This is a genomic window from Actinoalloteichus sp. GBA129-24, assembly GCF_001941645.1.
Classification (GTDB): domain Bacteria; phylum Actinomycetota; class Actinomycetes; order Mycobacteriales; family Pseudonocardiaceae; genus Actinoalloteichus_A; species Actinoalloteichus_A fjordicus.
In genome coordinates this window covers 3,680,129-3,705,925 of sequence record NZ_CP016077.1, presented here as the reverse complement: position 1 = coordinate 3,705,925, position 25,797 = coordinate 3,680,129, and the positions used below count along the sequence as shown (strand labels likewise).

Annotated in this window: 30 protein-coding genes; 7 read left to right on the top strand and 23 right to left on the bottom strand. The window is 70.4% G+C overall.

Features of this window, described 5'->3' with window-relative positions; translation table 11 throughout:
* Positions 1 to 266: 266 nt before the first annotated feature.
* Together UA75_RS16660 and UA75_RS16655 are read left to right on the top strand one after the other, a co-directional pair.
* Positions 267 to 1,001, top strand: coding sequence for a MarR family transcriptional regulator (locus UA75_RS16660; protein ID WP_075743889.1), 735 nt, complete (start codon positions 267 to 269; stop codon positions 999 to 1,001).
* Positions 1,002 to 1,093: 92 nt separating this feature from the next.
* Positions 1,094 to 1,555 carry a hypothetical protein gene (locus UA75_RS16655; protein ID WP_075741030.1) on the top strand — a complete coding sequence of 154 codons (462 nt, stop codon included), beginning with the start codon at positions 1,094 to 1,096 and terminating at the stop codon, positions 1,553 to 1,555.
* Positions 1,556 to 2,372: 817 nt separating this feature from the next.
* On the opposite strand, the gene UA75_RS16650 is transcribed toward UA75_RS16655, so the two are convergent.
* From UA75_RS16650 to UA75_RS32935, 9 genes are all read right to left on the bottom strand, one after another.
* Positions 2,373 to 2,852: a hypothetical protein gene (locus tag UA75_RS16650; RefSeq protein WP_075741029.1), complete on the bottom strand. Its 480-nt coding sequence runs from the start codon at positions 2,850 to 2,852 to the stop codon at positions 2,373 to 2,375.
* Between the two features lie 387 nt (positions 2,853 to 3,239).
* Entirely contained in the window at positions 3,240 to 3,563 is a 324-nt protein-coding gene (locus UA75_RS16645; RefSeq protein WP_157434243.1) for a hypothetical protein, read from the bottom strand.
* Between the two features lie 404 nt (positions 3,564 to 3,967).
* On the bottom strand, positions 3,968 to 4,783 hold the full coding sequence (locus UA75_RS16640; protein ID WP_075741027.1) for a hypothetical protein: 816 nt from the start codon (positions 4,781 to 4,783) through the stop codon (positions 3,968 to 3,970).
* A gap of 172 nt (positions 4,784 to 4,955) precedes the next feature.
* On the bottom strand, positions 4,956 to 5,270 hold the full coding sequence (locus tag UA75_RS16635) for a hypothetical protein (protein WP_157434242.1): 315 nt from the start codon (positions 5,268 to 5,270) through the stop codon (positions 4,956 to 4,958).
* Positions 5,271 to 5,316: 46 nt separating this feature from the next.
* Positions 5,317 to 7,113 (bottom strand): VWA domain-containing protein, encoded by a 1,797-nt coding sequence (locus UA75_RS16630; RefSeq protein ID WP_075741025.1) that lies wholly within the window; start codon positions 7,111 to 7,113, stop codon positions 5,317 to 5,319.
* A gap of 40 nt (positions 7,114 to 7,153) precedes the next feature.
* Positions 7,154 to 8,323: an AAA family ATPase gene (locus UA75_RS16625; RefSeq protein ID WP_075741024.1), complete on the bottom strand. Its 1,170-nt coding sequence runs from the start codon at positions 8,321 to 8,323 to the stop codon at positions 7,154 to 7,156.
* A 96-nt stretch (positions 8,324 to 8,419) separates the two neighbouring features.
* Positions 8,420 to 8,671 carry a hypothetical protein gene (locus UA75_RS16620; RefSeq protein ID WP_075743888.1) on the bottom strand — a complete coding sequence of 84 codons (252 nt, stop codon included), beginning with the start codon at positions 8,669 to 8,671 and terminating at the stop codon, positions 8,420 to 8,422.
* A 58-nt stretch (positions 8,672 to 8,729) separates the two neighbouring features.
* Entirely contained in the window at positions 8,730 to 8,906 is a 177-nt protein-coding gene (locus UA75_RS32940; protein ID WP_157434241.1) for a hypothetical protein, read from the bottom strand.
* A gap of 139 nt (positions 8,907 to 9,045) precedes the next feature.
* The gene (locus UA75_RS32935; RefSeq protein ID WP_157434240.1) at positions 9,046 to 9,192 is read right to left on the bottom strand and encodes a hypothetical protein; all 147 of its coding nucleotides are present in this window, start codon (positions 9,190 to 9,192) and stop codon (positions 9,046 to 9,048) included.
* Between the two features lie 686 nt (positions 9,193 to 9,878).
* Here UA75_RS32935 and UA75_RS33930 point away from each other — a divergent pair.
* Complete coding sequence (locus tag UA75_RS33930; RefSeq protein WP_198042731.1) at positions 9,879 to 10,313, top strand: winged helix-turn-helix transcriptional regulator; 435 nt, start codon at positions 9,879 to 9,881, stop codon at positions 10,311 to 10,313.
* Here UA75_RS33930 and UA75_RS16610 read toward each other — a convergent pair.
* The 12 genes from UA75_RS16610 to UA75_RS16555 form a co-directional block, all read right to left on the bottom strand.
* Entirely contained in the window at positions 10,302 to 13,166 is a 2,865-nt protein-coding gene (locus UA75_RS16610) for a BTAD domain-containing putative transcriptional regulator (protein WP_075741022.1), read from the bottom strand. The genes UA75_RS33930 and UA75_RS16610 overlap by 12 nt on opposite strands.
* Positions 13,167 to 13,216: 50 nt before the next feature.
* The gene (locus tag UA75_RS16605) at positions 13,217 to 13,696 is read right to left on the bottom strand and encodes a Tad domain-containing protein (protein WP_232251080.1); all 480 of its coding nucleotides are present in this window, start codon (positions 13,694 to 13,696) and stop codon (positions 13,217 to 13,219) included.
* Positions 13,693 to 14,196, bottom strand: coding sequence for a TadE/TadG family type IV pilus assembly protein (locus UA75_RS16600; RefSeq protein ID WP_083690719.1), 504 nt, complete (start codon positions 14,194 to 14,196; stop codon positions 13,693 to 13,695). Before UA75_RS16600 ends, UA75_RS16605 begins: the two co-directional genes overlap by 4 nt.
* Positions 14,193 to 14,597 (bottom strand): TadE/TadG family type IV pilus assembly protein, encoded by a 405-nt coding sequence (locus UA75_RS16595; RefSeq protein ID WP_232251079.1) that lies wholly within the window; start codon positions 14,595 to 14,597, stop codon positions 14,193 to 14,195. Before UA75_RS16595 ends, UA75_RS16600 begins: the two co-directional genes overlap by 4 nt.
* Positions 14,598 to 14,688: 91 nt before the next feature.
* Positions 14,689 to 14,910 (bottom strand): hypothetical protein, encoded by a 222-nt coding sequence (locus UA75_RS16590; RefSeq protein WP_232251078.1) that lies wholly within the window; start codon positions 14,908 to 14,910, stop codon positions 14,689 to 14,691.
* 25 nt (positions 14,911 to 14,935) lie between these two features.
* Positions 14,936 to 15,829 (bottom strand): type II secretion system F family protein, encoded by an 894-nt coding sequence (locus UA75_RS16585; protein ID WP_075741019.1) that lies wholly within the window; start codon positions 15,827 to 15,829, stop codon positions 14,936 to 14,938.
* Positions 15,826 to 16,698, bottom strand: a complete 873-nt coding sequence (locus UA75_RS16580) for a type II secretion system F family protein (protein ID WP_075743885.1) — start codon at positions 16,696 to 16,698, stop codon at positions 15,826 to 15,828. The genes UA75_RS16585 and UA75_RS16580 overlap by 4 nt, the downstream gene beginning before the upstream one ends.
* A gap of 5 nt (positions 16,699 to 16,703) precedes the next feature.
* Positions 16,704 to 18,122 carry a CpaF family protein gene (locus tag UA75_RS16575; RefSeq protein ID WP_083690718.1) on the bottom strand — a complete coding sequence of 473 codons (1,419 nt, stop codon included), beginning with the start codon at positions 18,120 to 18,122 and terminating at the stop codon, positions 16,704 to 16,706.
* Positions 18,119 to 18,934: a chromosome partitioning protein gene (locus UA75_RS16570; protein ID WP_157434238.1), complete on the bottom strand. Its 816-nt coding sequence runs from the start codon at positions 18,932 to 18,934 to the stop codon at positions 18,119 to 18,121. The genes UA75_RS16575 and UA75_RS16570 overlap by 4 nt, the downstream gene beginning before the upstream one ends.
* A 38-nt stretch (positions 18,935 to 18,972) precedes the next feature.
* Positions 18,973 to 19,545, bottom strand: a complete 573-nt coding sequence (locus UA75_RS16565; protein WP_157434237.1) for an SAF domain-containing protein — start codon at positions 19,543 to 19,545, stop codon at positions 18,973 to 18,975.
* 238 nt (positions 19,546 to 19,783) lie between these two features.
* A complete protein-coding gene (locus UA75_RS33925; RefSeq protein WP_075741016.1) occupies positions 19,784 to 20,818 on the bottom strand; it encodes a hypothetical protein in 1,035 nt (344 codons plus the stop codon).
* Positions 20,812 to 21,201: a hypothetical protein gene (locus UA75_RS16555; RefSeq protein ID WP_232237280.1), complete on the bottom strand. Its 390-nt coding sequence runs from the start codon at positions 21,199 to 21,201 to the stop codon at positions 20,812 to 20,814. Before UA75_RS16555 ends, UA75_RS33925 begins: the two co-directional genes overlap by 7 nt.
* Positions 21,202 to 21,670: 469 nt before the next feature.
* Here UA75_RS16555 and UA75_RS16550 point away from each other — a divergent pair, with 469 nt between their 5' ends.
* A complete protein-coding gene (locus UA75_RS16550) occupies positions 21,671 to 22,309 on the top strand; it encodes a prepilin peptidase (protein ID WP_232251235.1) in 639 nt (212 codons plus the stop codon).
* Here the strand turns inward: UA75_RS16550 and UA75_RS33920 are convergent.
* Positions 22,265 to 22,699, bottom strand: coding sequence for a winged helix-turn-helix transcriptional regulator (locus UA75_RS33920; protein ID WP_198044155.1), 435 nt, complete (start codon positions 22,697 to 22,699; stop codon positions 22,265 to 22,267). The two genes, UA75_RS16550 and UA75_RS33920, sit on opposite strands and share 45 nt — an antisense overlap.
* Before the next feature lie 235 nt (positions 22,700 to 22,934).
* Complete coding sequence (locus UA75_RS16540) at positions 22,935 to 23,519, bottom strand: GGDEF domain-containing protein (protein ID WP_157434236.1); 585 nt, start codon at positions 23,517 to 23,519, stop codon at positions 22,935 to 22,937.
* A gap of 203 nt (positions 23,520 to 23,722) precedes the next feature.
* Between UA75_RS16540 and UA75_RS16535 the strand changes: the two genes are divergently transcribed.
* Genes UA75_RS16535 through UA75_RS16525 form a run of 3 tightly spaced genes read left to right on the top strand, consistent with a single transcriptional unit; the run spans position 23,723 to position 25,790 of the window.
* The gene (locus UA75_RS16535; RefSeq protein ID WP_075741012.1) at positions 23,723 to 24,079 is read left to right on the top strand and encodes a helix-turn-helix domain-containing protein; all 357 of its coding nucleotides are present in this window, start codon (positions 23,723 to 23,725) and stop codon (positions 24,077 to 24,079) included.
* Positions 24,076 to 24,591 carry an ImmA/IrrE family metallo-endopeptidase gene (locus tag UA75_RS16530; protein WP_075741011.1) on the top strand — a complete coding sequence of 172 codons (516 nt, stop codon included), beginning with the start codon at positions 24,076 to 24,078 and terminating at the stop codon, positions 24,589 to 24,591. Before UA75_RS16535 ends, UA75_RS16530 begins: the two co-directional genes overlap by 4 nt.
* A complete protein-coding gene (locus UA75_RS16525) occupies positions 24,588 to 25,790 on the top strand; it encodes an MAB_1171c family putative transporter (protein ID WP_075741010.1) in 1,203 nt (400 codons plus the stop codon). Before UA75_RS16530 ends, UA75_RS16525 begins: the two co-directional genes overlap by 4 nt.
* Positions 25,791 to 25,797 lie beyond the last annotated feature (7 nt).

Genomic DNA, 25,797 nt, shown 5'->3' with positions numbered 1-25,797 from the left:
CGATGTGTATGGACGCGTGGTCGTGGCGCGCCGTCGTCAAGCCCGATGCGGCCGGATGTGACGGGACGACCGGGATGGCGCAATCGGCTATAGCCGCTGATCACGGACGTCTACATGAGACGGTTGTGTTGTGGTGTGGGGCTTGACTCGTCGCGGTGATGGAAGCGTTCATAGACGCGTAGCCCGTTTCGACCGGTAGCGCGCCGGGGGCTGCACCGCCCCCGGGGGCATGACCCGTAACCCCTCTTTACGAAGGAGTGGCCGTCATGCCCGACACCACGAACACCACCCGCCTGCACGCCGTTCCCGGCGGTCGCCGCACCGATGCGGAGCACCGGTTGTGGCGGGCGTTGCACGACAATCCCGGATCGACCGCCGCCGACCTCGCGTTCACCGCCGGCATCGGCCGGTCGACCGCGACGAAGATCCTCGCCACGTGGGATACGGAGGGCAGCGCCACGAGGACGGCCGGCATCGCCACCGGCGGTCGGCGCCCCGCCGACCGGTGGAGCGTCATCGACGTCGACGGACCCGCCGACACCGACACCGACGTCGAGCCGGACACGAACACCGACAGCGGGTCGGATTCCGATTCCGACGGCGACGGGGCGACTCCGTCGGGCGAGGAGGTGATGTCAGTCCGGCTGGCCGTCGTGCCCGACGCGCCGACCGACACCGCCGCCGACCCGACCCCCGCCGAGGCCGACGTTCCGATCGAGGAGGCGCCGCCCGCGCCGTCGTCGACCGACACCGCCCCTACGCCTCGGACCGGACCGACGGGTCGACTGGCGAAGGGCGCCCTCCGGGGGATGGTCGAGGACTACCTGACCGCGCACCCCGGTGAGTCGTTCGGGCCGGCCCAGCTCGGCAAGCGGCTGGGTCGGTCGGGCGGGGCCGTCGCGAACGCACTGGAGAGGTTGGTCGCCGACGGCTACGCCAGGCGGGTCGCCGAATCCCCGAAGCGCTATCAGGCCGTCGAGGGCGACGCGCCGACGGCGTGACCCCGAACGGCATCGGTGATCACGGCGGGTGCCGCCTTGTGGTCGGCACCCGCCGCCTGTCGCGACCGACAGGAACGGGAACGGAAGGACGGATGATGGATCTCCAGGCCACCGAGGATCTCGCGTTGGCGTTGACACGTTTCGACCTGCGGCGCATGCCCGCCCGGGTGTTGGCAGGGTTGCTGCTCACGGACGAGGAGGCGATCACGGCCGTCCAGATAGCGGGAAATCTCCAGGTCGGAAGCGGGTCGGTGTGGGCGGCCGTCGACGTGCTCGCCCAGCGTGGCCTGATCGAGGAGGTTCCGACACCGGGGACCCGATCACGGCGGTACCGGTGTCCGGACCAGGTCGGCCTGCGCCTGATGGCGACGTTCAGTACGGCGTTGCGGGTCATGGGGGATGCGGCGCGGCGCGGCATCGAGCACGTCGGTGCCGACGGGGTGGCGGGGCGCCGACGAATGGAGGCGTTGCGGACGTTCTGCGAACACCTGACGAGGGACCTGCCCGAAGTCCTTGATCGCCTCGACGAGGTGGATCGATCGCGGGCAGGGTAATACGGCGGAGGGTGTTTCGGGCGTGATCCCGGCGGATGACAGCGAGCCGGGATCACGCCCGTCCGGCTGTCGGCGGTGTTCGTGACGGTGCCGGGTCCGGCGGACCGATGAGACGGATCACGTCGCGGGCATCGGGTGGAATCCGTCGGCGATCCCGGCGCGACCACACGCGCGGCGTCGCCGGCCCGCGCCGGTGCGCCGGGCGGCTCGACCGGACGGACGGCGCCGCCCGGTCATTCGGGGTTGGGTCGGGCCGTCGACGTGCGCGCTCGGTGCGGTCCGGTAGTGGTGTGGTGGGCGGGATCGCCTCGCCCTGCCGACGTCGACGGCGCGGTACTGGGGTTCGTGTCGCCCCGGTCGGGGTATCGGCCCAACGCCTACGACCGGGCCGTGGTGTGCGGCCCTGCCCCGGACGGCCCGTTCGCCGTACGCGGGTCGTGCGTGCGGTGGCGCCTCGTCGGGCGCCGTGTCGCGGCACGGATGCCGCGATGGCACGCGCCTCGCCCGGAACCGTCGCGTGGCGGTTCGGCGGCATCGGCGCACCTTCCGGTTCCCGCCGTGTTGCACCGGGTGCGGCCACCGTCACGGGGCGGGCACGGGGCACCGGGTGTCATTGCGATGTCCGGCCGCACGCCCCGGCGCCGGTGACGTGTGGTCCGGGCGTCGGCGGTGTCGGTGACGTGCCTGCGAATGTGGTGGTTGCGGGTGTTGTCGACGTGAGCGCCTTCGGGCGCGGTGTCGTTTCGATGCGATGCGGGACACCGTTCGGCCGGAACCCGGGTTCGTGTGCCCGGGTTCCGGCCGATGAGTTTGCGGCTCAGTTGGTGTCGGTGTGTCCCGGTCGGGTCGACCTCGGCATGGGCCTGGCGGCGTCGCCGTCGAGCCGCATGATCAGGGAGACGGTGCGGGCGACGTATACGGGCCAGGTCGTGTCGAGTCCGTTCCAGACCCCGGCCTGCTCCCACCGGCCCTGATAGGCGACGAGCAGCTCGATGTCCACGTGCGTGTCGGATGCGGTGGTGTGCACCCGGATCACGACGTCGCCCTCGACGTCCCGGGCCGGGCGCAGGGTGTGCAGCCAGTGGGCCTCGAACAGGATCGGCTCGACGGTCAGGTTCGTCGAGGTGGTGTCCACGTCGACACAGGTGATCAACAGGCCCTCGGCGTCGGCGGGCATGCCCATCGGCGGCGGGGATGGGGGAACGTCGGCCTCGGTGTCGATCAGGGTGACTAGGCGGGGGTTGCGCGTCGGTTCGTCGGTCGTGGCGGTCGGCGTGGGTGTGGGTGTGGTGGTCATCGGGTTCTCCGTTCGTGTTGGTGTGTGTTGGGTCGGTGCCGTACGGCGATGTGTATGGACGCTTGGTTGCCGCGCCGACGTCAACCCGATGTGGCCGTGGCTGGCGGGAACGGCCCGTATGGCGTAATCCGCTATTGCCGCTGATCAACAACGTCCACATGAGACGGCTGTGGTGTGCGCCGCTCACGTGGCGGTGGTGGCCACGGACGCCCGTGTTCCGGGCGGGTATGCCGGTGGCGGCGGTGTGTCGGCACCGGTCGATATGGGAACGCAACGGGGCGTCGTCGGCCGTTCGGCGTGGCGCCGTCGGCGGGTGGGCGCGGTCATCGGATCGGGCGCGGGTAGTGCCACGCCGGGCCGGCCGGCGGTCGGTGGTGTCGCGACCGGTCAGGCGGCGGTGATGTCGCGCCAGGTGCGGTCTCGCCAGAACAGGACCCGGTCGTCGTCGTAGGCGTAGACGAAGTCGAACTCGTCGTCGAACCCGGGATAGGCCGCACCCAGCTCGGCGTCCCGCCATGCCGGGAACAGGTTGACCACGGCGCGGGTGAATGCCTCGACGGTGGGGGCGGTGAGAACCGCCTGACCTTCGGGGAGGGTGTTCATAATGTCGGGCGTCGGGCCGGGGTTGTCACCGGTCGAGGTGTACAGGACGACCGCGCCGAGGGCGCGGGCGTGGTCGCCGCGTCCGACGACGAACAGCGCCATTCCCATGATCGATAATCCTTCGGTGTGGGGGCCGGGTTGGTGTGCCGGGGTTCAGCGGGTGGCGTGCAGGGCGGCGGTGGCGGCGCGTCCGACCGCGCGCGGTGGCGGTGAGGTCGGTCACGGTGTGGACGGTCACCCCGTTGAACGGGGTGGCGTAGTCGCCGGGGGACAGCCACAACACGCCGCACCCGGTGGCGCGCAACCGGTCGACGCGGTGCTGTCCTGCGGCATGGGGTTCGTCCCGGAAGTGGCCGTCGGAGATCACGACCAACAGGCGGGCGGCGTCGGGGTCGGGCGTGGGGTCGCTGTCTGTGCTGTCGGGGTCGGTGCCGGCCGCCACCACAGCTGGCCGGTGCCCAGGACCACACGTCCTTCCGGTGGCGGCGCGGGGTGTGGGCGGGGGCTTCGGGTCAGGTTTGTGCGATGGTGACGGTTCCGATCGTCTGGGCACGTGCTTGTTGGGTGGCTTCGTCGAGGCATCGGACGATGGGGTGCAGTCGCCGGTCGGTGGGGTCGTCGGGGTGGTGCCATCCGAATTCGGCGATGGCGCGGTGCACGTCTTCCTCGGCCTCGTGCGGGCGGACGAGGGTGTTTCCGTTGGTGTCGCGGAGGTCGGCGTCGGTGTAGCCGTGGCAGTCGACCTGGAGTACGCGGGTGTCGGGGTCGAGGGTCATGGCGTAGCGGAGACGGACGCGATCGTGGGCCACGGTGGGGTGGTGCGCGCGGAGGGTGAGCAGGGTGAGGATCGCGGCGGCGACCTCGGGCAGCGGCCAGTCGGCGGTCGGTGTGTAGGCCCAACCGTGTACCCGGCCGGGTCGCGCGGCGTCCAGGTAGGAGGTGGCGGGTGTCGTCGCGGGGAGCATCGTCGGGAACATCGGTTCGGCGGCACCGAACTCGGTGGGATCGCGGCTGATGCGGGTCCAGGCCGATCCGAGGCGGGACATCCAGAGTCCGCCGTCCCAGGCGTAGGTCCAGCCGGTGACCGCGCTGGTCTCGTAGGGCCACGGCCATCCCCAGCTCACGGGGTGGGCGCCGAAAGGCTCGTCGACCTCCCTGTCGTGGAGGAGCCGGGCGAGGGTCGCGAAGTAGTCGGAGGCGTCGCGGACGACGTCGAGTCCGTAGCCGGGCAGTATCGAGGCGGGGTCTCCGTCGGTCGCGAGTGATCCGAGCCAGCGGGCGTCGGTTCCCCGCCCGAGGTAGAAGTCCGCCGCGTCGTTGTCGATCACGAGTGTTGGTCCTTCCTGTTCTTGTCGGGTCGGTGCGGGTTCGGGGGCTGGATGGTGACCGTTCCGGATCACGGGTTCCCCTCGGTCGTGGTGCGGGTGTGGGTAGGTCGTGGAGGTGGTCACCAACCGTCGGGTCGCATCCCGTGTCGGGTGAGCCAGGTGTCGAGATTGGTCACGTGGCGGTGATGTCGTGCCAGGTGTGGTCTCGCCAGAACAGGATCCGGTCGTCGTCGTAGGCGTAGACGAAGTCGAACTCGTCGTCGAACCCTGGATAGGCTTCTCCCCGCCAGGCGTCTCGCCATGCCGGGAGCAGGTCGGTCACGGCGCGTTCGAATGCGTCGACGGTGAGGACCGCCTGGCCTTCGGGGAGGGTGTTCATCACCTCGGGGGTCGGGCCGGGGTTTTCGCCGGTCGGGATGTACAGGACGACCGCGCCGAGGGCGCGGGCGTGGTCGCCGCGTCCGACGACGAACAGCGCCATTCCCATGATCGATAGTCCTTTCGGTGTGGTGGCCGGGTTGGTGTGCCGGAGTTCAGCGGGTGGCGTGCAGGGCGGCGGTGGCGGCGCGTCCGACCGCGCGCGCGGTGGCGGTGGGGTCGGTCACGGTGTGGACGGTCACCCCGTTGAACGGGGTGGCGTAGTTGTTGGGGGACAGCCACAACACGCCGCAGCCGGTGGCGCGCAGCCGGTCGACGCGGTGTTGCCCTGCGGCGCGGGGTTCGTCCTGGAAGTAGCCGTCGGAGATCACGACGAGCAGGCGGGCGGCGCCGGGGTGGGACAGGCCGAGGGCGCCGTCGAGTGCGTCGAGGGCCTTGTCGACGGCTTCCCAGTCGTCGTCGGCGTCGAACTCGGTGACCTTGGCGGGTGCGGTTCCCGGGTAGACGATGGGGCGCACGTGGTTGCCGAAGATCACCGTGGCGGTGTCGGCGGGCACCCGGGTGTGGCGGGCGGCGTGGGCGAGGATCCACGCCGTCGAGGCCACGGGCCCCGCGAACGTGTCCATTGATCCGGACACGTCGCACGCGATGCCCAGCCGCAGCGGTGGTGCGGGAACGGTGGTGCGGGTGGTGCGGGTGAACGGCTCGGCGGTGGGCAGCGCCCCGGCGGCGCGTTGTGCGTCGGCGGCCAGCGCCCCGCGCATCCGCAGCCGCCCGGGCGGGGTCGCCGAGGTCGTCTTCGTGGCCACCCATTCCCGAATCCCGGCGGTGTTCAGCGCGCGTGCCATGGTGCGGGCGGCGGTACGTTCGGCGGCGGTCGGCGACCGGGTACCGGTCGTGGCGGTGCGCCCGTCGCGCGGCCCGTCGGTGGCGAACACCCGCTGGGCGACCGTGTCGGCGAGCGGGTCGGCGGCGGGTGTCGCCGTCGCGTCGGCGGGATCGACGGGTCCAGCCTCGTCCGCTACCGCCCGCGCCACCGATGCCAGGCTGGTGGTGATCGCCCTGGTGAGCGGCGAGGGCACCGGGGCGGCATCCGGGTCGGTTGCCATGTCACTGCCGTTGCCGTTGCCGTTGCCGTTGCCGTTGCCGTCGGGGTCAGGGTCGCCGTCGGGGTCGGGGTCGGGGTCGCCGTCGGGGTCGCTGTCGGCGTCGGTGCCGATGATCTCGCACCATCGGCGGCCGAGGTCGAGCATGGCCTCGGCGTCGTCGTCGGCGACGCCGAACGCCTCACACCACACCGCGCGCAACGCCGCGAGGACGTCCTTCCCGAGGACGGACTCCACGGCCCGCGCGACCGGTGCGGTTTCGGTGGCGGTCAGGACCCCGGCGTCGGTGCGTGCCAGCAACAATGCGGCGGCCTGTGCCGCGTCGTGGGCGGTCATCGCGGGACCGTGGGCGGGGTCGGCGGCCGGGAGGTCGGCGAGGATCAGGTTGATCGTCGAGGCGCGCAGCCAGTGTCGGTCGTCGGGGCGGCGCCGTAGGTGGGCGGCCTCGATGCGCGACTCTTCCAGCAGGGTGGCGGCGGTGGCGGCATTCGGTTTGGCGCCGGGTGGCGGGTCCCATCGGCTGTGGGCGGCGTGGGCGCATTCGTGGGTGAGCAGCCCCCAGGCGGTCGCATAGCGGGCGCGGTCGCCGATCCGGTGGGGTGTGGCGGTGGCGGGGTCGACGGCGCCGAGGTGGGTGCCGTCGACCTCGATCACGGCGTGGGCGTGGAGGAAACACGCCGGTCCGCCGTGTCCGGCCCCGGGGGCGATGGTGACCAGCAGGTCGTCGCGGTCGGCGATCACCGGGACCTCCTCGGTCATCGCGGCTGACAGGGTGAGCCAGCCGGGGGCGGCGGGGAACACGGCGGTGCCAGGGACGGTGGGGTCGCTGATCAGGTGGGTGGTCATGGTGACGGGTGTCCTTCCTCGACGGGGTCGGCCGGGCGTGTCAGATGCGGGCACCGAGGGCGAGCGGCTCCAGCGGTTTGCCGAACACCCCGCGCACCACCAAGCCAACGGTGTCGCGGTCCTCCTCCGGTGCGGCGCCGATGAGGTTCCCGGCGGCGGCATCACTGCCCAACACGTCGGCGATCCGCTGAAACGCGATCAGTTCACGGAGTTGCGGCGCCCACCCGACCTCACCGCGTGCCTGACGGGCGGCGAGGTTGCGCGCGACGCGCACGGCGCGCCGGTCGATCTCGAGCTGGGTGGCGAGGTCGTAGTCGGTGGACACCTGGATCTGTACGGCGAACCGGGACGCCAACGCGTCGGACAACACCGCGCCGTGAACACCGGGGTTGTGGCCGGCGATCGTGTAGAACCCGGGGGCGGCGTGCACGACCTCGCCGCCGTAGGCCTTCACGACGATCTCGCGGCGTCCGTCCATCGCGGGGTAGACCACGGCCAACACGGTCGGCGGGATCAGGGTGGCGTCGTCGATGAACAGGGGAAGGCCCGCACGCATCGCGCGGATCAGGGGACCGTGGACGAACACGTACCGGCCGTCGGGCGTCTGCGTGTACTCGCCGACGAAGTCGGCCACCGTGGTGTCACCGTCACCCGCGACGGTGATCAGATCCGGGAACGCCGCCTCGACCACCGACGTCTTCCCGGTGCCGGGTGGGCCGTACAACAACGCAGGCACCCCGGCCTCACGCAACCGGCGTAGCGCCGTGACGTCGGGCATCCCCGCGACGGTGCGCGGGTGATAGGTCTGCCCGTTCGGCCGTGTCACCGGCCCCGACACCACCCCGGCACCCGTGGCCGGCGCGGGCGGCGCCGTCGCGCGGGACCGACGCGGCGACCCCGAGCCCCCGGTGTGCGCCGCCGTCGCGGCGGCTGCCGTGGCAGCGTTGGCCCGAAACCGTACCGGTGTCGTCGACGTCTGCGCGGCCTCACCCCGGTCCACCAACACGGCCAAGGCGTTCGCGACCGCGCCGGCCGACCGACCCAACGCGAGGGCGACGGTGCGCGGCGTGTGATCGACCTCGGTTTGGTCGGCGAGTACGGCGGCCACCTGTCGGCGGAGCTCACCGCTGCGCAACCGAGCACCCGCCGGCCGGGGAACGGTCGCGGCGGATGTCGCCGACGGAACCGGTGGCGGAGGTGCGGTGGTCATCGCGTGTCGTCCTTTCGATCTCGTGCGGTGGGATGGCGAACGGGCCGAGGTGCGGGCGCCGTTCGGCCGTTCGTTGACGGCCGAACGGCGGCCGGTTCAGTCCTGGTCGCGTTGCCACCCCATGGCGTCGGTGGCGGTTTCGGGCAGGTATCCGATGTGGTCGCCCTGTCCGATCCACACCACCCCGGGGGCGTCGTCGAGGTCGTCGTCGCCAGGCGGCGTGTGGGATCCGGTCACCCGTTCCACGTCGTACTCGAGGGGCCAGGCGGGTTGGAACGCCAGACGCACCGACGCCTCCGGGTCGAACGCCGTGAGCTGGTCGATCAACATGCCGACGGTGAGCTTCATGATCACGAAATCCCTTCGGTCGTGGTGCGGGGGCCTCGGGTGAGGTGCCGGCGGCGAATCAGGAACGGCGATCCATGCGCCGCCACTCCCAACTGCACGAGAAGTGGAAGCTGTTGACCGCTTCCAGCGCGCGCTTCGCCTCGGCGATCCAGAGCTGCGGGTCGTCGTCGGGCTCGGCGAGCAGGCACCAATTGGTGGCGTCACGCATCTCGTTGAAGGCCTCGTTCATATCCATGACGTCGATCTCCTTCGATGAATTCCGGCGGTCGGGATTCGTTCAGCGTTCAGCGCGGGGTGTGATACGGGCAGGGTCGAATGTGCGAGGCACGGTGGGGGCTGTGGCGATACGGGTGGCGGTCGAGGCCGGTATTCGGTTATTCCGTCGAGTTCTGGTGGGATTCGGCGGCGGCGTCAGCCGATTCCTGGGTGTGTCCGTATTCGACCCAACCGCAGTAGCAGTACGCGGTCACCGTGTCGTCGGTTTCGGTGAGGGTGTCGGCGAAACACATGGTTTCCCCCATTCAATAATTGGCGGATCGCGCCGAGTGTGCATTCGACGTGCCATGATTGCGCGCCATTCGTGGATTTTCGGTGCTTTCCGTTCCCGTTGTTGTGATTTAACGATAGCTCTGTTGGTCGGCGAATGCAACCGGACGAACCCCGATTTTCATGACTCTTTTCGAGATTTTTCCGCCGCAATTCGCCATGTGTCCGAATGGGGGCGTGTGGCATTGTCTCCGTTCCGTTGTTTGTATTACCCTTGGTCGGGGGCGGTTTCCTTTCGCGGCATTCGATCCGATGATTCAATTGGTTAATTCGAAGGAATGGGGAATGAAGGGAGTATTCGGTGAAGTGAGGGCATGAAAGGTGAGTAGTGTCAGAAGTCGTGGGGAGAAGGCCGGTGAGGGAGGGGCTGGTCCCGCGCGGCTGCCCCGATGTGTTCACCTTCCTGTGCGGGGAGGACTCTGGGATGGCCGTGGTACCCCCGGCACGGGGTGTGACCTGGTGGTGGAGTCGTGTCGGGTGGTGCCGGCTCAGCTGGCTTCCCTGCTGGCTTCCCTGGTGGTATCCCGATCGGCATCCCTGCTGGTCTGGGCTGGTCATGATCGTGTGGCGGCGGGCTGTGCTCGCCGGGAGGATGACTCGTTCGGCCGAGGGGCGAGGATGTGGGTTCCCCGCAGGGGGTGGGCACGGGACGGGAGTGGCGATGAACGAGGCGGACGAGCTCTTCCTGTCGCGGTGGTATGCGGTGCGTTCGTTGCTGGGAGACAAGTGGGTGCCGGCCGTGCTGATGGCGGTGTCGGCTGGCCCTCTGCGGCGGGTGGAGATACTGTCCACGATTCGTTCGTATTCGCTGAGTGTGGAATGGTCTAATCGATTGGATGTCTTGCACGATAGCATTCTGACGAAAGTCTTGAAAAAGTTGACTGACGAGGGGTTGTTGACTCGAAGTCAGAAGTCTGAGGTTTTCCCTCCGCATGTCAGCTACGGGTTGACTCCGGCGGCTCGGGACTTCGTGTCGGCGATGAGTGCGGTCGTGGACTGGGCTGGTCGGCATGAGCAGGTCATCGTGCGGGCCCGCGCCGTCCGCGACGGTGTCGCCGACGTCGATTGGCATGGCGAGGCTGAGTCACAACGGTGACTCTCTGGTGCCGTCACCGCGTTGTGCCCGGTGAACGACTCTCTCCGTCCGCGTCATCTCGGCGATGGAATCGGGTGGCGTCGTGTCGCGGTGGTGTTGAAGTCGGGCGGCGAGATCGCGGGTCTCGGGGCTGGGGGTCTCGCCGATCTCGGCGAGGCGGGTCGTGAGTAATTGGAGTGTGCGGGCTATTGCCTCGGGGCGGTCGAGGCGGTGTTGTAGTCGCATGATGTCGCGGTAGAGCAGGTCATTGTGCGGATCGATGGTGCGGGCGTTCTCGAGGAGGTCGAGAGTCTCTTCGGGGTCGTGTGCGACGGTGGCGCGGGCCATTGCGGCGACTGCGTCCAGCGCGTCGCGGCGCGCGGCCTCGCGCACGGGTTCGACCCAGTCACCGACGAGGTCCTCGGCGAGTGGACCCGCATAACACGCCAGGATGCGGCGATCGGCGTCCACCCGGTCGCGGTCGGTGGCGGCCACACGTCGAGCCGCCACGGCTTCGCTGAACGTCCAGTAGTCGACGTCGATGCTTCTCGGGTCGAGGTGGTAGCGGTCGCCGCGCAGGACGACGACCTCGGTGATCGACCCGTGGGTGGCCTCACCGAGCGTTGTGCGCAGTCGGGTCAGTGCCGTGTTCAGGGCGTTGGTCGGCCTGCGCGGGGGACCTGCGGTCCAGAGTGTCGAGACGAGGAGCTCGCGGGAGACTCCCTGCGGGTGCACGGCGAGGAACACCAGGAGTTCTCGCTGTCGGGGTGACAGGTCCGCGAGGATCTCGCGGCCGGCCTGCTCGTCGGTCGCGTCGGGACGCCAGTGCAGGCGCAGCGCGCCCAGGACGACCAGGCGCAGGGGAACGACGGTCTCCTCGGCGGGGTCCGACGCCGCCGAGGTGGAGGTCGAGGGCTCCCGGGACGTCGACTCCGGTGCCGCATCGGCGTCGCTCGAAGGTGCCGGGTCGAGCGCGGCGGGCGGTGGTGCGGTGACCTCCAGCGCATCGACGTCCCGTAGACGGGAATCGTCGTCGGGGTCGTCGTGCTCGGGACACCGGTCGACCCAGGACGTCTCGGGGTCGGGGTCGGCGGGGTGGAACAGGGCGAGCAGGTCGGTGGCGTCCGACTCGGTGGTCAGGCGGAACATCCGGGTGCCGAGTAGTCGTCTGCCGGGCCCGGGGTTGGTCGCCGAGACGATGCCGTCGGTGGTGAGCGACGCGGTGATCCCGGCCGGCCACGACCCGAGGATGATCCCGACGATCCCGAGGTGACCGCCGTTGTCCAACGCGGCCTGCACCCGGCCGACAGCACGGTCCGGCACGCGCACCAGGAGCGCCAGCAGCGGCCAGCCGGTGGGCGGCGGCTCGCTGCGCAGACGCCGCAGGATCTCGGTGTCTACCTCGTCCAGCACCGCGTCCAGATCGGAGACCACCCTGAGACCCCCGTGGTGCCGACGGTGCCCGGGGTGGTGGTCGAGGAACGCGGCCAAGTCGGGTGCGGCCAAGAGGACGCGGGTCGGTTCCTGGCGGACGTCCTGCGGCGCACGGTCGGTGAGCAGGGTGAGCAGCAGGGCTCGTGCGGCGGCGGGCGCGCCGACGCCGATCAGGCCGAGTCCTCGGGTGCGGGCCAGGTCCACGGCGATCTCACGGCCGTCGCGCATTCCCAGCGGCGTGCCGTGGACATCGCCCGGCGGGTGAGTCTGTCGGGCTGCGGAGCCAAGGGCGACCGCCTGCGTCACCCGGCCGCCGAACAGCTCGTCGAGGTCGCTGCCCGCGGCGTCATCCGGGGTGTCGGTACGCACGTGGGCGAGGTGCAGCTGGTAGACGACGGGAGCGACGGGCAGGACCTCACGACGGCCGCTGCCGGGCCGGTACGACCGACGGTGCCGACGCCGAGCGAGCAGCAACGCCGTGCTGACCGCCGCGGCCAGGCCGAGTCCGACGAACACCGCTGGCGGAGGCGCCGACGGTTGATCGCGCGCCGATGGTTCCGGAGGGCGGTCGGTCGGCGGAGGCGCGATGCCGGGTGCTGTCGGGGGCGAGGGAGCGTCTGCCGAGTCCCGGTCCCGGTCTGGTTCTGCGTCGAGATGTGGCGGTGAGGGCGGCGCCGGCGGTGGTGCCGGGGTGCGGTCGGGGCTTTCCGGCGGGTGGCTGTCGGGCCGAGGGTGGTCGGACGCGGTGTGGTGGGGAAGGAGGAGTTCCTGTCCGGGATGGATCAGCGCCGGGTTGGTCAGGGCTCGCCCGCCGGGTTGACTGGTCCCTTCGTTGAGGGCGTAGATGTCGGGCCAGCGGGTCCCGTCGCCGAGGGTGCGGTCGGCGATGCGCCAGAGCGAGTCGTGTACGCCGTCCTGTGGTGCCCGCACGATCACGGTGGTGGGCCGAGCCTGTTCGTCCGCAGAAGAGGCAGCGTCCTGCATCCCGACGAGGGTCACCGAAGGCTTACCTCGGAGGTCGTCATCGTGCAGAGCTGCCACGACAGGAGCTGCGGGCGTCGAGGTCGGCGGTGCTCGTCCGCCGAGGACCGCGACGATCAGTACGCCGACCAGGACGGCGGCCACGGTGTGTCTCGGCCCGCCCCGTCGGGGTCGGCGGTGGACGCCGCCCACGGCGTGGACGGCGCTGCGGGCGACGTCGAGGAGGAAGACGCCCCAGGCCAGCCAGCACAGACAGGCCAGGACATCGAGGAGTAGTCCGGTGGTCATCGGGCTCAGCAGCATGTCCGGAATCTCGGCGAGGCTGGGCAGGCGGTCGGGCAGGGGCCAGCCGATGTAGCGAACCAGGGCCCACGGCACCCCGCAGAGCAGCGCGATCAACGCGGCCAGGGCGCCTGTCGCGGCGAGCAGCCTTCTGAGTTCGTTGCCGAGTCTGATCACATCGTGCCTCCGCCGCCTGACCTGGTGCGGGATGGACGGGTGGTCTGTTGTTAGGGCTGGGGGGCGGTGTCGCCGCGTTCGGGGAGTGCTGTTCCTTCGCCGCGCACAGGCAGCTCGGAGATCCCGATCAGGTTCAGCAACTGCGTGCGATGGGAGTCCGTGACGGTGACGGTGACCTCCGCCTCGGATGCGGAGACGACTCCGGTCGTTCCGACGCGGTCGAGGTGATCGTGGGCGTCGGCGGCGGCGCGGGCGGGTACGAGCCGCAGCGTCCCGCTGTCGCGGAAGGCCGCGAGGTCCAGTGCTTGCGCGCCGGCACGGGCAGCGGACTGGGCCTGACCGGCGGCGCGGACACTGGCGGCCAAGGCCAGGCCGCCGTCCAACGCCAGCCCGGCCAGGGTGAGGACGGCAAGAACGAGGGTGACGACGAAGGCGGTCACCCGGCCCTCCTCTCGTGTCCACCAGCCTCGCCACCAGGTGCGGAGGCGGTCCCACCAGGTCGGGCGGGCATGTCGGGCACGTCGGCTCATCGTCTGTCTCCTGTCGTCTGGGTGGTGTTGGCGGCTCGCCAGGTGTCGACGACCTCGGTGGCCGACGCTGAGAGCGTTCGTGTCGGAACTCCCAGGAGGAGGGCGTCGCCGAGGTCGAGGGTGCAGGTCACCGTCGCCGTCACGGCACCGCCGGCGGTCAGCCCCGTGGTGTCGAGTTCGACGTTCGGCGACTGGCAGACCACGTCGCCGGAGCCGAGGGTCTCTGTCACAGCGGTGCGCGCTGCTGTTCGCGCGCCAGCAGCCGACCGTTCGATGCTGGCTGCCCGCGCGGCCTGGTGGGCGGCGTCGTCGAGACGCAGACGGGCGGTGACGCCGCGGTGGATCACCACGGCGACGAACACGAGCAGCATGATCAGCACGGGTGTCAGCAGTGTGACCTCCACGGCCGCCGACCCGCGATCAGATCGCCACCAACGGCCGGTCCTGGTGAGGCGTGGTGGTGGAGGTGTCCGGTCGAAGACCCGGCCGTGGCGTGTCATCGGCTCTCCCCGCCGTTCCGCGCTCCCGGGACGGCGGGGACGACTCGTTCGACCGGGCCGCTGGCGGCGGCGCGGACGGGAAGGTGCAGGCCGGGGACGACGCTGGTGGCCCGACCGGTGATGCGTGCGGAGGCGAGGTTGGTGTCGCGGTCGACGTCGATGCTGATCTCGGTCAGGGTGGCGGTGCCGAGGGAGTCCAGGAGGCTGCTGGCGGCGTGGTGGCCCTCGGCGGCGGTGGCCTCGTGGATGCGAGCGGCGGCCAGGCCTCGGGAGGCGGCGGCCTGAGCGAGGTGGGTGGCATGCGACCACAGGGTGAACTGCACGATCAGCAGCAGCACGAGTAGCAGCAGCGGGGTTGCGATGACCAGCTCCACCGACACCGCGCCGGACTCACCGGACAAGGCGTCGCGGACCCGTCGGCGGATCGGCCGTGGGGTCGAATTCGAAGCCGGGGCACAGTGCGCGTCGGCGTGTGGGGAGGTGCGCACGGGGTCACACGCCGAGGTCGATGCTGGTGGCACGGTTCATGACGGCGATGGCCAGGACGGCCAGGACGGCGATGGCCAGGGCCACCAGCAGCGCGGTCACGACGACGGTCTCGGTGGAATACCCGGCATCCGGGTCGCGGTGCAGCGCCTGCCATCGATCGCGCAGGCCCTCGGTGAACAGGTTGAGATAGGTGAGCATCGGTGTGGCTCCGTTTCTGCTGGTCACGGTTTCGGATAACAGCGGGAATCGGTCAGAGTCCGGTCAGGACGTGGGTGAGCGCGGGATAGCCGATGAACACCAGGAATCCCAGGAACAGCGCCATGACGGGCAGGGACATGCGTTCGGTGGCGGCCTGGGCTTGGCCTTCGGCGGTGGTGAGTTGCCGGGTGCGCAGTGCCTGGGCTTTCGCCGCGAGGGAGGTGCGCACCCGGGCGCCTTCGTGGCCTGCCAGGGAGATGGTGGCGGCGAGTTCGGTCAGCTCGGTGATGTCGAGGTCGTCGCCGAGGCGTTGCAGCGTCGCCCAGGGTGTGCTGCGGATGAGGTGGGCGTCGGCCAGTGCCCGGCGGAGACGGGTGAAGGCGAAGCCGTGGCCGATGGCGGCGCACTGGTGCAGGGCGCTGTCGACGCCGGCTCCCCCGGCGAGGGTGATCCAGACCAGGTCCAGGTAGACCGACAGCGCGTGGCGGAACTCCTCGCGTCGTGCGGCGGCCTCCCGACCGACGCGCAGGTCGGGTACGACGAACCCGATCCCGGCGAGCACGACGGCCGCCACGATCGGCACCGGCCACGGCGGGGCCGCTCCGAGCAAGGCCAGCAGGAGATGCACGAGTCCCGGGGTGAGCAGCCCGAGTGCGGCCAGGACCGCCTTCTCCGCGAGGTGCCCGGCGACCGGCGTGTCCAGAACGGCCAGGTCACGGCGGAGTCGGGCTCCGGGCAGCCCGATGCCCCGCAGCACGCGCGCCGCCGGACGGCCGACGAGACCGGCCCACCCCAACCCGCCGCCGCCTCCGGAATCCGGGTCGACCGGACCGCTGTCCGGGCGGTGCAGGAGCGTTCGCAATGCGGGACGCGGCGGGACAAGCCAGAGGGTGATCACCCAGAGCCCCAGACCCAGGCCGAGACCGAGGAACAGCGCGGCGGTCACGAGAGGACCCCGTGTTCGGACCGGGTGTGATCTGCGGTCGCGGTGAGGACGCGAGCAGGTTCGATGACGGTGGCGATCCGGGCCAGCCAGGCGAACCCGGCGCCGAAGAGCCCGCCGACGCCGAGGAGGACCAGCTGTCCGGTGGTGGTGTCGTAGGCGGTGAGGTAGTCGCGGTTGAGCACGACCAGGCCGATGGCGAAGGCCAGCGTGGTGCCGACGATGACGCGGATCGAGGTGCGAGTCCGGGCGCGTCCGGCGTCGATGCGCAGCCGCATCGACACCTGCTCCCGCGCCGCCAGCGCCAAGGACCCGAGGAGGTCGGCGAGTCGGCGGGCCTGCTGCTGTGACGCGGAGATCAACGCGGCGATCACCAGGTCGGCGGTCGGGTCGGCGAGGTCGCCGGCCAGGTGCCGCAGGGCCGGTGCCAGTCGCTCTCCCGCGCGCAGCCGGGCGGTGAGCGCGGCGATCTGTGGTCGGATGGCGACGGGGGCGAGGTCGGCGGTGGCCAGGATCGCCTGTTCCAACCCGGCGGCGGCCGAGAGGGTGTCGCGCAGCTGCTCGGTCCAGGTCGCGATGCCCTCGACGCGGGCGACTCGCCGCTGGTGGTCGGGGTCGCGGCCGAGCAGTCGGGGCAGTGCGTAGCAGGCCAGCCCGGCCAGGACTCCGCCGACGACCCACCCGGTAAGCACCGACCCCGCGAGGGCGACGCCGACCGCAGGCACCGCGCGCCGCACCGTCGGCCCACGGTGTTCCCGTGCGCGTCGCGACGACCGGGCCGCCCGGTCGGGGGCAGGGGCGTGCCAGCCGGTGACGAGGAGAAGCACACCGAGGCCGACGCCGATGCCGAGGAGCGCCGCCCAGGTGGTCATGCCGATCACGACGTCCACGTCCCGCCGCGAGTGAGAACGTCGGGGTCCAGGCCGACGGCGATCAGGTCTTCCAGGGTGTCGGTGGACAGTGCCCCGGCGACCGGTCGGGCGCGGCGGTCGGGTCCGGGCCGGTAGACCTCGTTGGAGATCACCTGGGCGCCGTCGGCGCCGACGACCTCGCGGATCGAGGACACCACCCGGGTTCTGCGGTCCACGGCGTGGGCGAGGTGCACCACGACGTGCACGGCCGAGGCCACCAGCAGGTTCGTCGCCTCCACTGGCAGTCGTTCGGCGCCTTGGGCGGCGTAGGAGGCCAACCGGGCGAAGGCGATCTTCGAACTGGAGGCGTGCAGGGTGGCCATGCTGCCGTCGTTGCCCTGCGACATGGCGTTGCACATCGGGATCACCTCGGGGCCGCGGATCTCCCCGACGATCACCCGGTCCGGAGACATCCGCAGTCCCCACCGCACCAGCTCGGCCTGGGACACCGTGCCTTCGCCTTCGACGTTGGCCTCGCGGGCCTGCAACGCGGTGACATCCGGGTGCCGATCGCCGTCGGCGTCGAGACCGAGCTCGAAGGCGTCCTCGATGGTGACCAGGCGCTCGCGGGGGTCCATCTCGGAGGCCAGCGCCCGCAGCAGCGTGGTCTTGCCGATGCCCGTGCCACCGGTGATCAGGATGTTCTTCCGCGCCCGAACCAGCGCTCGGAGGAACTCGACGAGCCCGTCGTCGAGGGTGCCGCTCCTCCGGAGTTGGCCGAGGGTGGCGTGGCGATGCCGGTGGCGGCGGATCGACAGCGACGTCACCCCACCGGCGGTCAGCCCGGTCACCGCGAACAGCCGCTGACCGCCGGGCAACTGCACGTTGACCGACGGGGAACCCCGGTCGAAGCGGCGCTCCTCCGCACCCGAGCGGGCGGAGAGCAGCCGCACGAGGTCGGTCAGCTCCTCATCGGACCCGGCGATCGGACGGACTCGCTCCCGGCTCCCGTCGGAGTACTGGACGAACACCCGATCCCACGAATTGGCGTTGATCGTCTCGATGGACGGGTCGTCCAACAGCGGCTGCAACCCGGCCATCCCGAACACCTCGTCGAGGACCTCCGCGACGACCCGCGCCTCGACGTCGCCCGGGGCGAGTGCCCGGTTGGCCATCAGCTCGGCTTCGCTGTGCGCCTGGACGGACTCGGCGAGGATCGCCTGAGCCAGCACCCGCCGCCCCTCGGGGGTGGACGGCACACCGGAGCGTTGCTGCTGGGCCGCGACTCGCTCAGGGAGCACCGTCGTCAGATCAGTACGCAGCCGACGACGCAGCCTGTCCACGACGCCACCACCAGGCGGTTCGTCGACGAACCCTGATGCGCGAGGGGAGGTCTCCTGTCGTCGGCGCTGTGACAGTGGCGGTCGGGAGTCGAAGGAGGTCATCGGGTCGTCCTTGTCGTCGTCAGATCCTCGGCGGCAGCCGCCAGCGGCGCGACCGCCTTTTCTGCGAGCGCGATCGGATGTCGCACTCCGGCCTGAACAGGTGCGGCATCGGGCCCGGAAGTTCGAGGGACGTCGGCGTCTCGGGTCGTCAAGGCTCGGGCGACCTGGTGGGCGACGCGAGCGAGCCCGGAACGGGTCACCGTCCTGCGGCTGGTGGGGCGTCCGCTGAGCGCTGCGGCGCTGCGCGGGTCGTGTGGAACCTGAGCCAGCACCGGGACGCCCAGTTCGCGGGTGACCTCGCTGCTGGAATGCCCTTCGCCGACGAGGAGCAGCGCGGGGTGTCGGGACCATCGGCCCGCGGTGGTCAGCCGTGCCGCGAGGTGGGCCAGCTCATCGGCATGCGCTCCGCTCATCAACAGCAACGCATCCGCCGCCGCCACCAGCGGCCACGCAGGCGACGCGGGATCCAGACGCCCGCAGTCGACGAGCACCACCCCGCCCGCCCGTCCCGCAGCGACCAGCACACCGGCCCGGTCGCGTGCGGGGGCCAGCGCGGCGACGGCGGCCCTAGCCTGCTCCGCGCCCGGCGGAGCAGCGACGACGGGCACTTCCGAGGGCAACGGCCACGCGTGCCGCCACACCAGCTCGGGATCGTCGTGGGTGCGCCCCGCCGCGGCGAGGCTGACCAACCCGGGTGAGGTCGGCAGTCCGAACCGCACCCCGAGGTCCCCGCCCGAGGGATCGCACTCGACGAGGACCCGCCGACACCCACCAGGCCAGGTCGCTGCCAGCGCCACGGCGAACGTGGTCACCCCAGGAGACCCTTTGAGACTGGCCAGGGCGATCAGCATCACCGATCACCGCCCAGGACGACCACCGAGATCTGCCCGTCGGCCACGGCCGCGACCTCCCGTGCGTCATCGGACGCCAGTTCGACGCTGAGGACCGTCGTCGACGTCGTCTCCCGTGTGGTGACGCCGACGACCGTCGCCGCCCACGCCTCGGCGGCCCCGGCGCCTTCAAGAGCCGACTCGTCGGGGGCTGCGACCAGGGACACCGCTGCCCCGGCGGCGACCTCGGGGGGAACGCGCCCGTCGGGCACGGCCACCGCCGTCATGGCTCGATCCGCCGCAGGCATCAGGACGGTGCCCACCGCGTCGCGGTGGAGTAGGGCACCCGCGGGGAGGCTGGTGCCCATCGGACGGCCGAGGACGCCGTCGACGGCGACGGCATCGACCACCGGAAGATCGGGGTCCGCCCCGACTTGTACCTCGCGCAGGTCGGCGGCCGTAAGCACATGGCCCACCGACACCGGATGCGCCACCGCGAGCACTGCACGCCGCTCGCCGGCCGTGGTCCACATCCACACCGAACCGGCCGCGCACGCCAGGACCAGCACACCACCCACAGCCAGATGCGGCACACGCCGTCGACTTCTGCCCGGCGGCCGAGATCGCGGCCCCTTCCCTCCACTGGCCCAGTGCTCCGCCGATGCTGCGGCCGTCGAGGCCGATTCTTGCGTCGTGACGTTCACGAACTACCTCCAGAGGAGTGGAGTGAGGGACCCGTCGTCCGCCCGAGCAGCGACGACGAGAACGAGTAGAGGAGAGAACCGAGAAGTTGAAGCCAGCTCGGGGAAGCGACCACCGGCGAAAGGTCGCTCAGCCGGTGTTGAGGGCCTGGGACTCGGCGACGCGCACCGTGGTGGTCGCCTCGGTCGTCAGGTCGGGGAACGTCCCTCCGGCGCCGCCGCCGGACCAGGTGATCTCCCACCGCACGGTCGCGGTCAGGGGGAATTCCCGGTCGGGCTGGTGGTCGGAGGAGCTGCGGTAGACGTGCCCGCAGTCCGGTGAGGGGGCTTCGGGATCGCCGTCGGCGGGGAACGGGGTGCCGGGGCCGGTGCAGGTCACCGAAGCTCCGTCCCCGGTGGACCAGGTCGTCGACACCGGGCGGGCTGTCGCGGTGACCGACACGCCGGGAACCGACGCCGTCGCCGACCGCGCACCCCAGCTGGTCTCCTCCAGCCACAGCCACGTCGGCAGGTGCACGAGCTGGTCCCCGGTCGGGGACGTCGCGATGCTCGGCTGCGGCAGCCGCAGCTGGTCCCGCGCCAGCGCGGCCAACTCCTCCGGTGAGGGCAACAGCTCAGCGCCTGGTTCCTCGCCGTCGGGAATCCACACGGGCGGCCGGTACAGGGCGTCGCGGTAGCCCTCCGTGGAGCACTGCCACACATACCAGGCACCCGGCTCCTCCCCGTCCTGCACCGGAACCGCAGAGTCCGGAGCCCGGCTCGACACAGCGGCCCGCGAACGGTGTGCAGCCGGCACCACCGCCGGAAGCGTCGGGGACGCCGACGGGAAGACCGAGGCCGGGATCGCACCCGGGGGTGACTGGTAGTCGCTACGGACGTACTCGCACTCGGCCAGTCCGTCGTCCTCGCCGTCGCCACCGGGTGCGGGCGCCTGCTCGCCGCCGCCCTGTCCGTCCTGGGCCGGAGGCCGGGGCGATCCGGGCGAGGGGATGCCGGGAGCCGGGCCGTGTCCGTCTGACCCGGCACCGAGATCGCAGCCGGGCCGGGGGATCTGCCAGCAGTCGACGTCACGCCAGCCGTCAGCGGCGGAGGTGTGCGCCGCGCCGGTGAGCAGCAAGAGGGCAGCGGAACCGACGGTCACACCGAGGCGGGTCAGGTTCAGCATGTTCCCACCTCGTGAACGCCGAAGTCGGTGACCATCCAGTCGTGGTTCGGCTGGCGCTCGACGATCGCGTTGATCCGCCGTCGTCCACCGGGTTCGTCGTCGGCCAGCTGCCCCTCGGCGGTGTACTTCAGCCAGTTCGACCCGTCACCACAGTCGGTCACGATCACCGTCGTCGGATCGCCTGCGGGTTCGGCTGAGGAGACCGTCGGGTCGAGGATCGGTTCTCCTCGGGTGACCAGGCCGTTGTAGGCATCGGCGTAGAGGCCGCGGGTCAAGGTCGACAATGCCTGGCCGGTGGCGTGCGTGGCCAGGGCAGGGTCCTGCCAGTGCGCCGTCGTTCCCGCGGCGACGAAGGCAGCCCACATTCCTTCATACGCAGCCACCGCCGCTGCTTCAGCGTCGTCGTGAGGAGAAGGCGACGGGCTGCTCGTGGCAGAGGACTCCGGTGACGTGTTCGGGACCGTCGAGGATCGCGCCGGCGAATCAGCGGAATCAGTTGTGGTGCAGGCGGTCGCGGTGGCGACGGATAACACCGCCACCGCCAGGGCGGCCCAGCTCCGTGAATCGGGGACGAATCGGGGCTTCACTCTGACCTCCAGATCCGGGGGTATCGGGGATGGCATATCTCTACCGCCCGACCTGGCACTCACCGCAAGGTGAGTAAGAACGCGTATTGATGCGCGTATGGGCACCAGCCTCGACAATCACCCGAACGGAGTACACAATCGGTGACTGGTCACGGAATGCGTCGATCACTGATCTCTGCATTGTTGAACAAGTGCCCGAGAGGATCTTTTTCTTTTGTTCAGTGCGTGATTGAAAGTATGATCGAAAGGAATTGATCTCGTGCTGATGTGGTGGGGCCTCTGTGGCTGGACGCTGCTCGGCGCCGCCTGCGGAGTGGGCGGCAGCGCGGTGATACGACGGTTCTCGAACACCCGGCCGCCGACACGGCGTCACGGCTCGACCGGGCCGCTGGCCGTCGGGACGGCCCTGCTGTTCGGACTGTTGGCCTGGCGCGTCGGGGTCAGACCCGAGTTGCTCGCCTACAGCGCCCTGGTCGCCGTCGGGATGCCGTTAGCCGTGATCGACTGGCGGGAGCGACGCCTGCCGACGGCACTCCTGCTGCCCGCCTACCCGGTCCACGTTCTGCTGCTCGGTCTCGCCGCACTCGTCAGTGATGACCTGACGTCGTTCTTGCGCGCAGTGTCGGGGATGGTCGTCCTGTTCAGCGGGTATCTGGCCGTGGCCTTGTGCGCCCGAGGAGGGCTGGGAGCAGGTGACGTCCGGCTGGCCGGTCTCCTCGGCCTCGTGATGGGCTGGGCAGGATGGCCGGTGCTGCTGACCGGAACCGTGCTGGGGCTCGTCTTCGCCACCGTCCAGGGCGCCGTCCTGATCCTGCTGCGTGGTGCCTCCCCGCAGTCGGCGATGCCGCTGGGACCTGCCTTACTCGCAGGGGCGGTCACCGTGCTGCTCATGGCAGGCGCGTGACAGGACGCAAGGCTGATCCGAGTGAGTCGGAGCAGCGTTCGCTGCGGTCCGGTGCGCGATCCACGCGGCGAGCGGCTGCATGACGACGATCAGGTCCTCGCCGAGCGGTGTCAGGCGGTACTCGACCGACGGCGGGAACACCCCGGCCTGCGCCCGGCGTTCGACCAGCCCGTCGTGTTCCATCCGCTGCAGGGTCCGGGACAGGATCCCGTCGTGCAACACGCCGGAACCGGTGGAGCGCCGGGCGACCTGGAGACTGTTGACCCGGCTCCGTAGTTCGCTGAAGTGCTGCGACTCACCGCGCAGGGCGACGAGGATGTCCGGCACCCACTCGCCCTTGATCAGGCTGCGGATGTTTCGAAGCGCTTGAAGTTGAAGCGGGGCATACACGAGGTCACCTTCATTGATCGAATGATGTGAGGAAGACGCCGTGGCGTGCCCGACCGGGGGGTGTTTCCGGTCGGACACGCCACGAACAGGAGACCGACGTGGGGGTCGTCGCCGTCTCCTAAGGACCCGGCGGCGTCGCTGCGCCTGGAATTCGCGCGGCGCCGGGCGGACGTCGGGGTCGTCTGCCGGACCGGGTGGTGCAGGCGGCTGCGCCACGCGCACCGGAAGACTCAGATCAGCAGGTACGAATCCGGCAGCTACCCCGTCCGGCGGTCTTCGCCTCGTACAGGGCGTCGTCGGCCGTCGCCAACAAGTCGGCCAGCAGGGGCGCCGGAGCGCAGGCCGGCCGCACAGCCGCGCCGACCGACGCCGACACGGGCACCGCTCGCCCGAGGATCTCGACCGGGCGCGCGAGTACTTGAACGAGATTCTGGAGATCGACAGCGTCCCGTTCGGTCAGCGCCAAGAACTCGTCGCCACCGTCACCTCCCAGACGGCCGAGCACCGCCGTGGAGGGAAGCGATTCACGCAGGCGATGGGCCTGGGTACGGAGGACCACATCTCCGCCGCGATGACCGAACCTGTCGTTGATCCGTTTGAAACGGTCCAGATCAGTGATCAACAGGAGGGCGTCGCTGCCGAGGTGCAGCAGCGCCTCGGCGGCCTGCTGGCCCCACGGGCCGCGCCGCAGGAAGCCGGTGAGATCGTCCCGGCTGAGTCGATGCACTTCTGCTTCCAGCGCCGCCTCGCGGGCGTGGGCGGCGGCGAGTGGGTCGTCGGGGGGTGTGTCCCGGGAATTGCGAGCCTCGACAGCGGTCATGATCCATCCCAACGGTTATGTACGGTTCAACGAAAATGGGTCCTCTTTCGTCGAGCGGCGTGTTCGCCTACTCTGTGGGTGTTGAGTGTTTAACGTGGTGAACACGCTGACAGGACCATAGGCATAACTCGCAACGCTGTTCAACGCATTGAACAGGAAGTCTGCGTGGATGTCACCCAGGTGGGTGATGCGAGGGTGGAGACATGACCACAGAGGAGCAGCTGGCCAACAAGTTCGAGCGACTGATCAAGGATCACATGCGGCGGGAGAAACTATCCGCACTGAGCATGCGAGAGCTGGCGAGACGGATGACCGACGCCGGGTACCCGATCTCCCACGGAACGCTGACCGGTATCCGTAACGGCCGCTCGACCATTGATCAACGGACCATGGAGTCCCTGTGCGCGTTCTTCGGCGTGCCGGAGTCCTACTTCTGGTTGCCGCGTCGCCAGGCGTTGCTACTCGGGCGCCTGGCCGACCTCGACGACGCCGACCTCGCCGCGGTGGATCAGCTGATCAGCGATCTGCACTCGAGGCGGACGGGCCGGGCGGAGCGGTGAGGCCGCTGAGCCTGCCTGCCGCTCGGCGTCGTGCCGCCGACGTCCTGCGGCGGGTGACGCTGCCGTCACCGTGGTCGCTCGAGGACTTCATCAGCGGCATTGCCGCAGCGAGAGGCAGACCGATCGTCGTCGAGCCAGCCACCATGAGCCATCACGCGGTCCGAGCCACCGCACTCTGGGTCGCACAGCCCGAGCTCGATCTCATCGTCGTCGACGACACCGCCTCCGAGCTCTATCGCGAGAACGCGACGCTCCACGAACTGGCACACATGCTGCTGGGCCATGAGGGCCTCCCCGTCCCACAGCAGGCGGGCACACCCGCTCAACCGACCGAACCCACTCGCGTGCTGCATCGTCGGCATCACACCGACCAGCGAGAGCTGGAGGCCGAGACCCTCGCCTACGCCATCTGGCGAGCCGCCGGCCGCCGCCGCGCGCTCACCACCGCGCACACCGGGTCGAACCGGTTGCTCACCAGCGCGTTCGAATTCCCGGGAAAGGCTCACCGATGAGGGACCTGATCCAGCTCGCGGTCATCGCGGTGGTCCTGATCGCCGTCACGGCCAAGGCACTCCACCTGGGCCGTGACGGAACCAACAAACCCGCGGCCACCTTCATGCTCGCCTGCGCCGCCGTCCTCGCCTTCGGCCTCGTGCTCGAACTGCAGGCCGTCACCCCGCACCTCGACACGGCACTGGGAGATCGCTGGTCCTACGCCCTGCGTCACACCGTCGCCATCAGCTGCGCCTTCTTGTTGCGCTCGGCATTCCTCTGCTGGGTCTGGCTTCCCGGCGACTCACGAGATCGTCGTCTGCGCATCCACACCGCGATCCTGGTCGGCGTCCTCACCCTGCGTTGGGTTCTGGCCGGGCTCGGCACCGACGCGGACGCCGCCGCCGCACTTCAAGACTCGGCGTGGACCGCCGCCCCCTACTCGGCTGCGGCGGTGCTGCTCTACATCGCCTACATGCTCTACTGCGCGGTCAGCGTCACCATCCTGGTGGGGATCTGGGCCCGCGATCCCGCCACCCGACCCTGGACTCGTCGAGGCCTGAGGCTCGTCGGCGTCGGCGTCGGCTTCATCGGCCTCTACCTGCTCCACCGCCTCACCTACCTGGTCCTGGCGCTGCTCGACGCGGCACCCGGGTACGACCAGTACCTGGCCGAGTGGGCGCTCATCGCCCTGGGCGCGGTGTTCACCAGCCTCGGACTGGCCACACCCCTGGTCGCCACCACCGTCCCGACCGCCATCCGGCTCCTGCGGGACCGCTCCGCCTACGGCCGACTCGCACCCCTATGGGCCGCCCTCGTCACCGTCCGCCCCGACGTGATCATGAACCTTCGGCCGAACTGGTGGCCCCCACAGCTCCACCAGATCTGGGACCGACTGTCCCTGGCCGGACTCGACCAACGACTGCATCACCGCGTCATCGAATGCTGGGACATCATCGTCTTCCTCCACCCGCACCTCGACGCCCGCATCCGAACACACGCCTACCACCAGGCCCTCGCCGACGGACACGACCACGACACCGCCGACGCCCTCGCCCACACCGCCATGATCCGGACCGCACTCGAGCACTACCGCACCAACGCCGACCCGATCCCCACCGAACACCGCGCCCGCACCCTCGACACCCAGACCACCCTCGCCGCCAACGTCACCTGGTGGACCCGCATCAGCCGACACTGGACAACCGCTCGAGCCTGAGCCTGCG

What these genes read in the sequence shown, in the direction of transcription:
- UA75_RS16660 (WP_075743889.1), top strand. Translation starts at nt 267, where the DNA reads ATGCCCGACACCACGAACACCACCCGCCTGCACGCCGTTCCCGGCGGT.
- UA75_RS16655 (WP_075741030.1), top strand. Translation starts at nt 1,094, where the DNA reads ATGATGGATCTCCAGGCCACCGAGGATCTCGCGTTGGCGTTGACACGT.
- UA75_RS16650 (WP_075741029.1), bottom strand. Translation starts at nt 2,852, where the DNA reads ATGACCACCACACCCACACCCACGCCGACCGCCACGACCGACGAACCG.
- UA75_RS16645 (WP_157434243.1), bottom strand. Translation starts at nt 3,563, where the DNA reads ATGGGAATGGCGCTGTTCGTCGTCGGACGCGGCGACCACGCCCGCGCC.
- UA75_RS16635 (WP_157434242.1), bottom strand. Translation starts at nt 5,270, where the DNA reads ATGGGAATGGCGCTGTTCGTCGTCGGACGCGGCGACCACGCCCGCGCC.
- UA75_RS16630 (WP_075741025.1), bottom strand. Translation starts at nt 7,113, where the DNA reads ATGACCACCCACCTGATCAGCGACCCCACCGTCCCTGGCACCGCCGTG.
- UA75_RS16625 (WP_075741024.1), bottom strand. Translation starts at nt 8,323, where the DNA reads ATGACCACCGCACCTCCGCCACCGGTTCCGTCGGCGACATCCGCCGCG.
- UA75_RS16620 (WP_075743888.1), bottom strand. Translation starts at nt 8,671, where the DNA reads ATGAAGCTCACCGTCGGCATGTTGATCGACCAGCTCACGGCGTTCGAC.
- UA75_RS32940 (WP_157434241.1), bottom strand. Translation starts at nt 8,906, where the DNA reads ATGGATATGAACGAGGCCTTCAACGAGATGCGTGACGCCACCAATTGG.
- UA75_RS32935 (WP_157434240.1), bottom strand. Translation starts at nt 9,192, where the DNA reads ATGGGGGAAACCATGTGTTTCGCCGACACCCTCACCGAAACCGACGAC.
- UA75_RS33930 (WP_198042731.1), top strand. Translation starts at nt 9,879, where the DNA reads ATGAACGAGGCGGACGAGCTCTTCCTGTCGCGGTGGTATGCGGTGCGT.
- UA75_RS16605 (WP_232251080.1), bottom strand. Translation starts at nt 13,696, where the DNA reads ATGAGCCGACGTGCCCGACATGCCCGCCCGACCTGGTGGGACCGCCTC.
- UA75_RS16600 (WP_083690719.1), bottom strand. Translation starts at nt 14,196, where the DNA reads ATGACACGCCACGGCCGGGTCTTCGACCGGACACCTCCACCACCACGC.
- UA75_RS16580 (WP_075743885.1), bottom strand. Translation starts at nt 16,698, where the DNA reads ATGACCACCTGGGCGGCGCTCCTCGGCATCGGCGTCGGCCTCGGTGTG.
- UA75_RS16575 (WP_083690718.1), bottom strand. Translation starts at nt 18,122, where the DNA reads ATGACCTCCTTCGACTCCCGACCGCCACTGTCACAGCGCCGACGACAG.
- UA75_RS33925 (WP_075741016.1), bottom strand. Translation starts at nt 20,818, where the DNA reads ATGCTGAACCTGACCCGCCTCGGTGTGACCGTCGGTTCCGCTGCCCTC.
- UA75_RS16550 (WP_232251235.1), top strand. Translation starts at nt 21,671, where the DNA reads ATGTGGTGGGGCCTCTGTGGCTGGACGCTGCTCGGCGCCGCCTGCGGA.
- UA75_RS16540 (WP_157434236.1), bottom strand. Translation starts at nt 23,519, where the DNA reads ATGACCGCTGTCGAGGCTCGCAATTCCCGGGACACACCCCCCGACGAC.
- UA75_RS16535 (WP_075741012.1), top strand. Translation starts at nt 23,723, where the DNA reads ATGACCACAGAGGAGCAGCTGGCCAACAAGTTCGAGCGACTGATCAAG.
- UA75_RS16525 (WP_075741010.1), top strand. Translation starts at nt 24,588, where the DNA reads ATGAGGGACCTGATCCAGCTCGCGGTCATCGCGGTGGTCCTGATCGCC.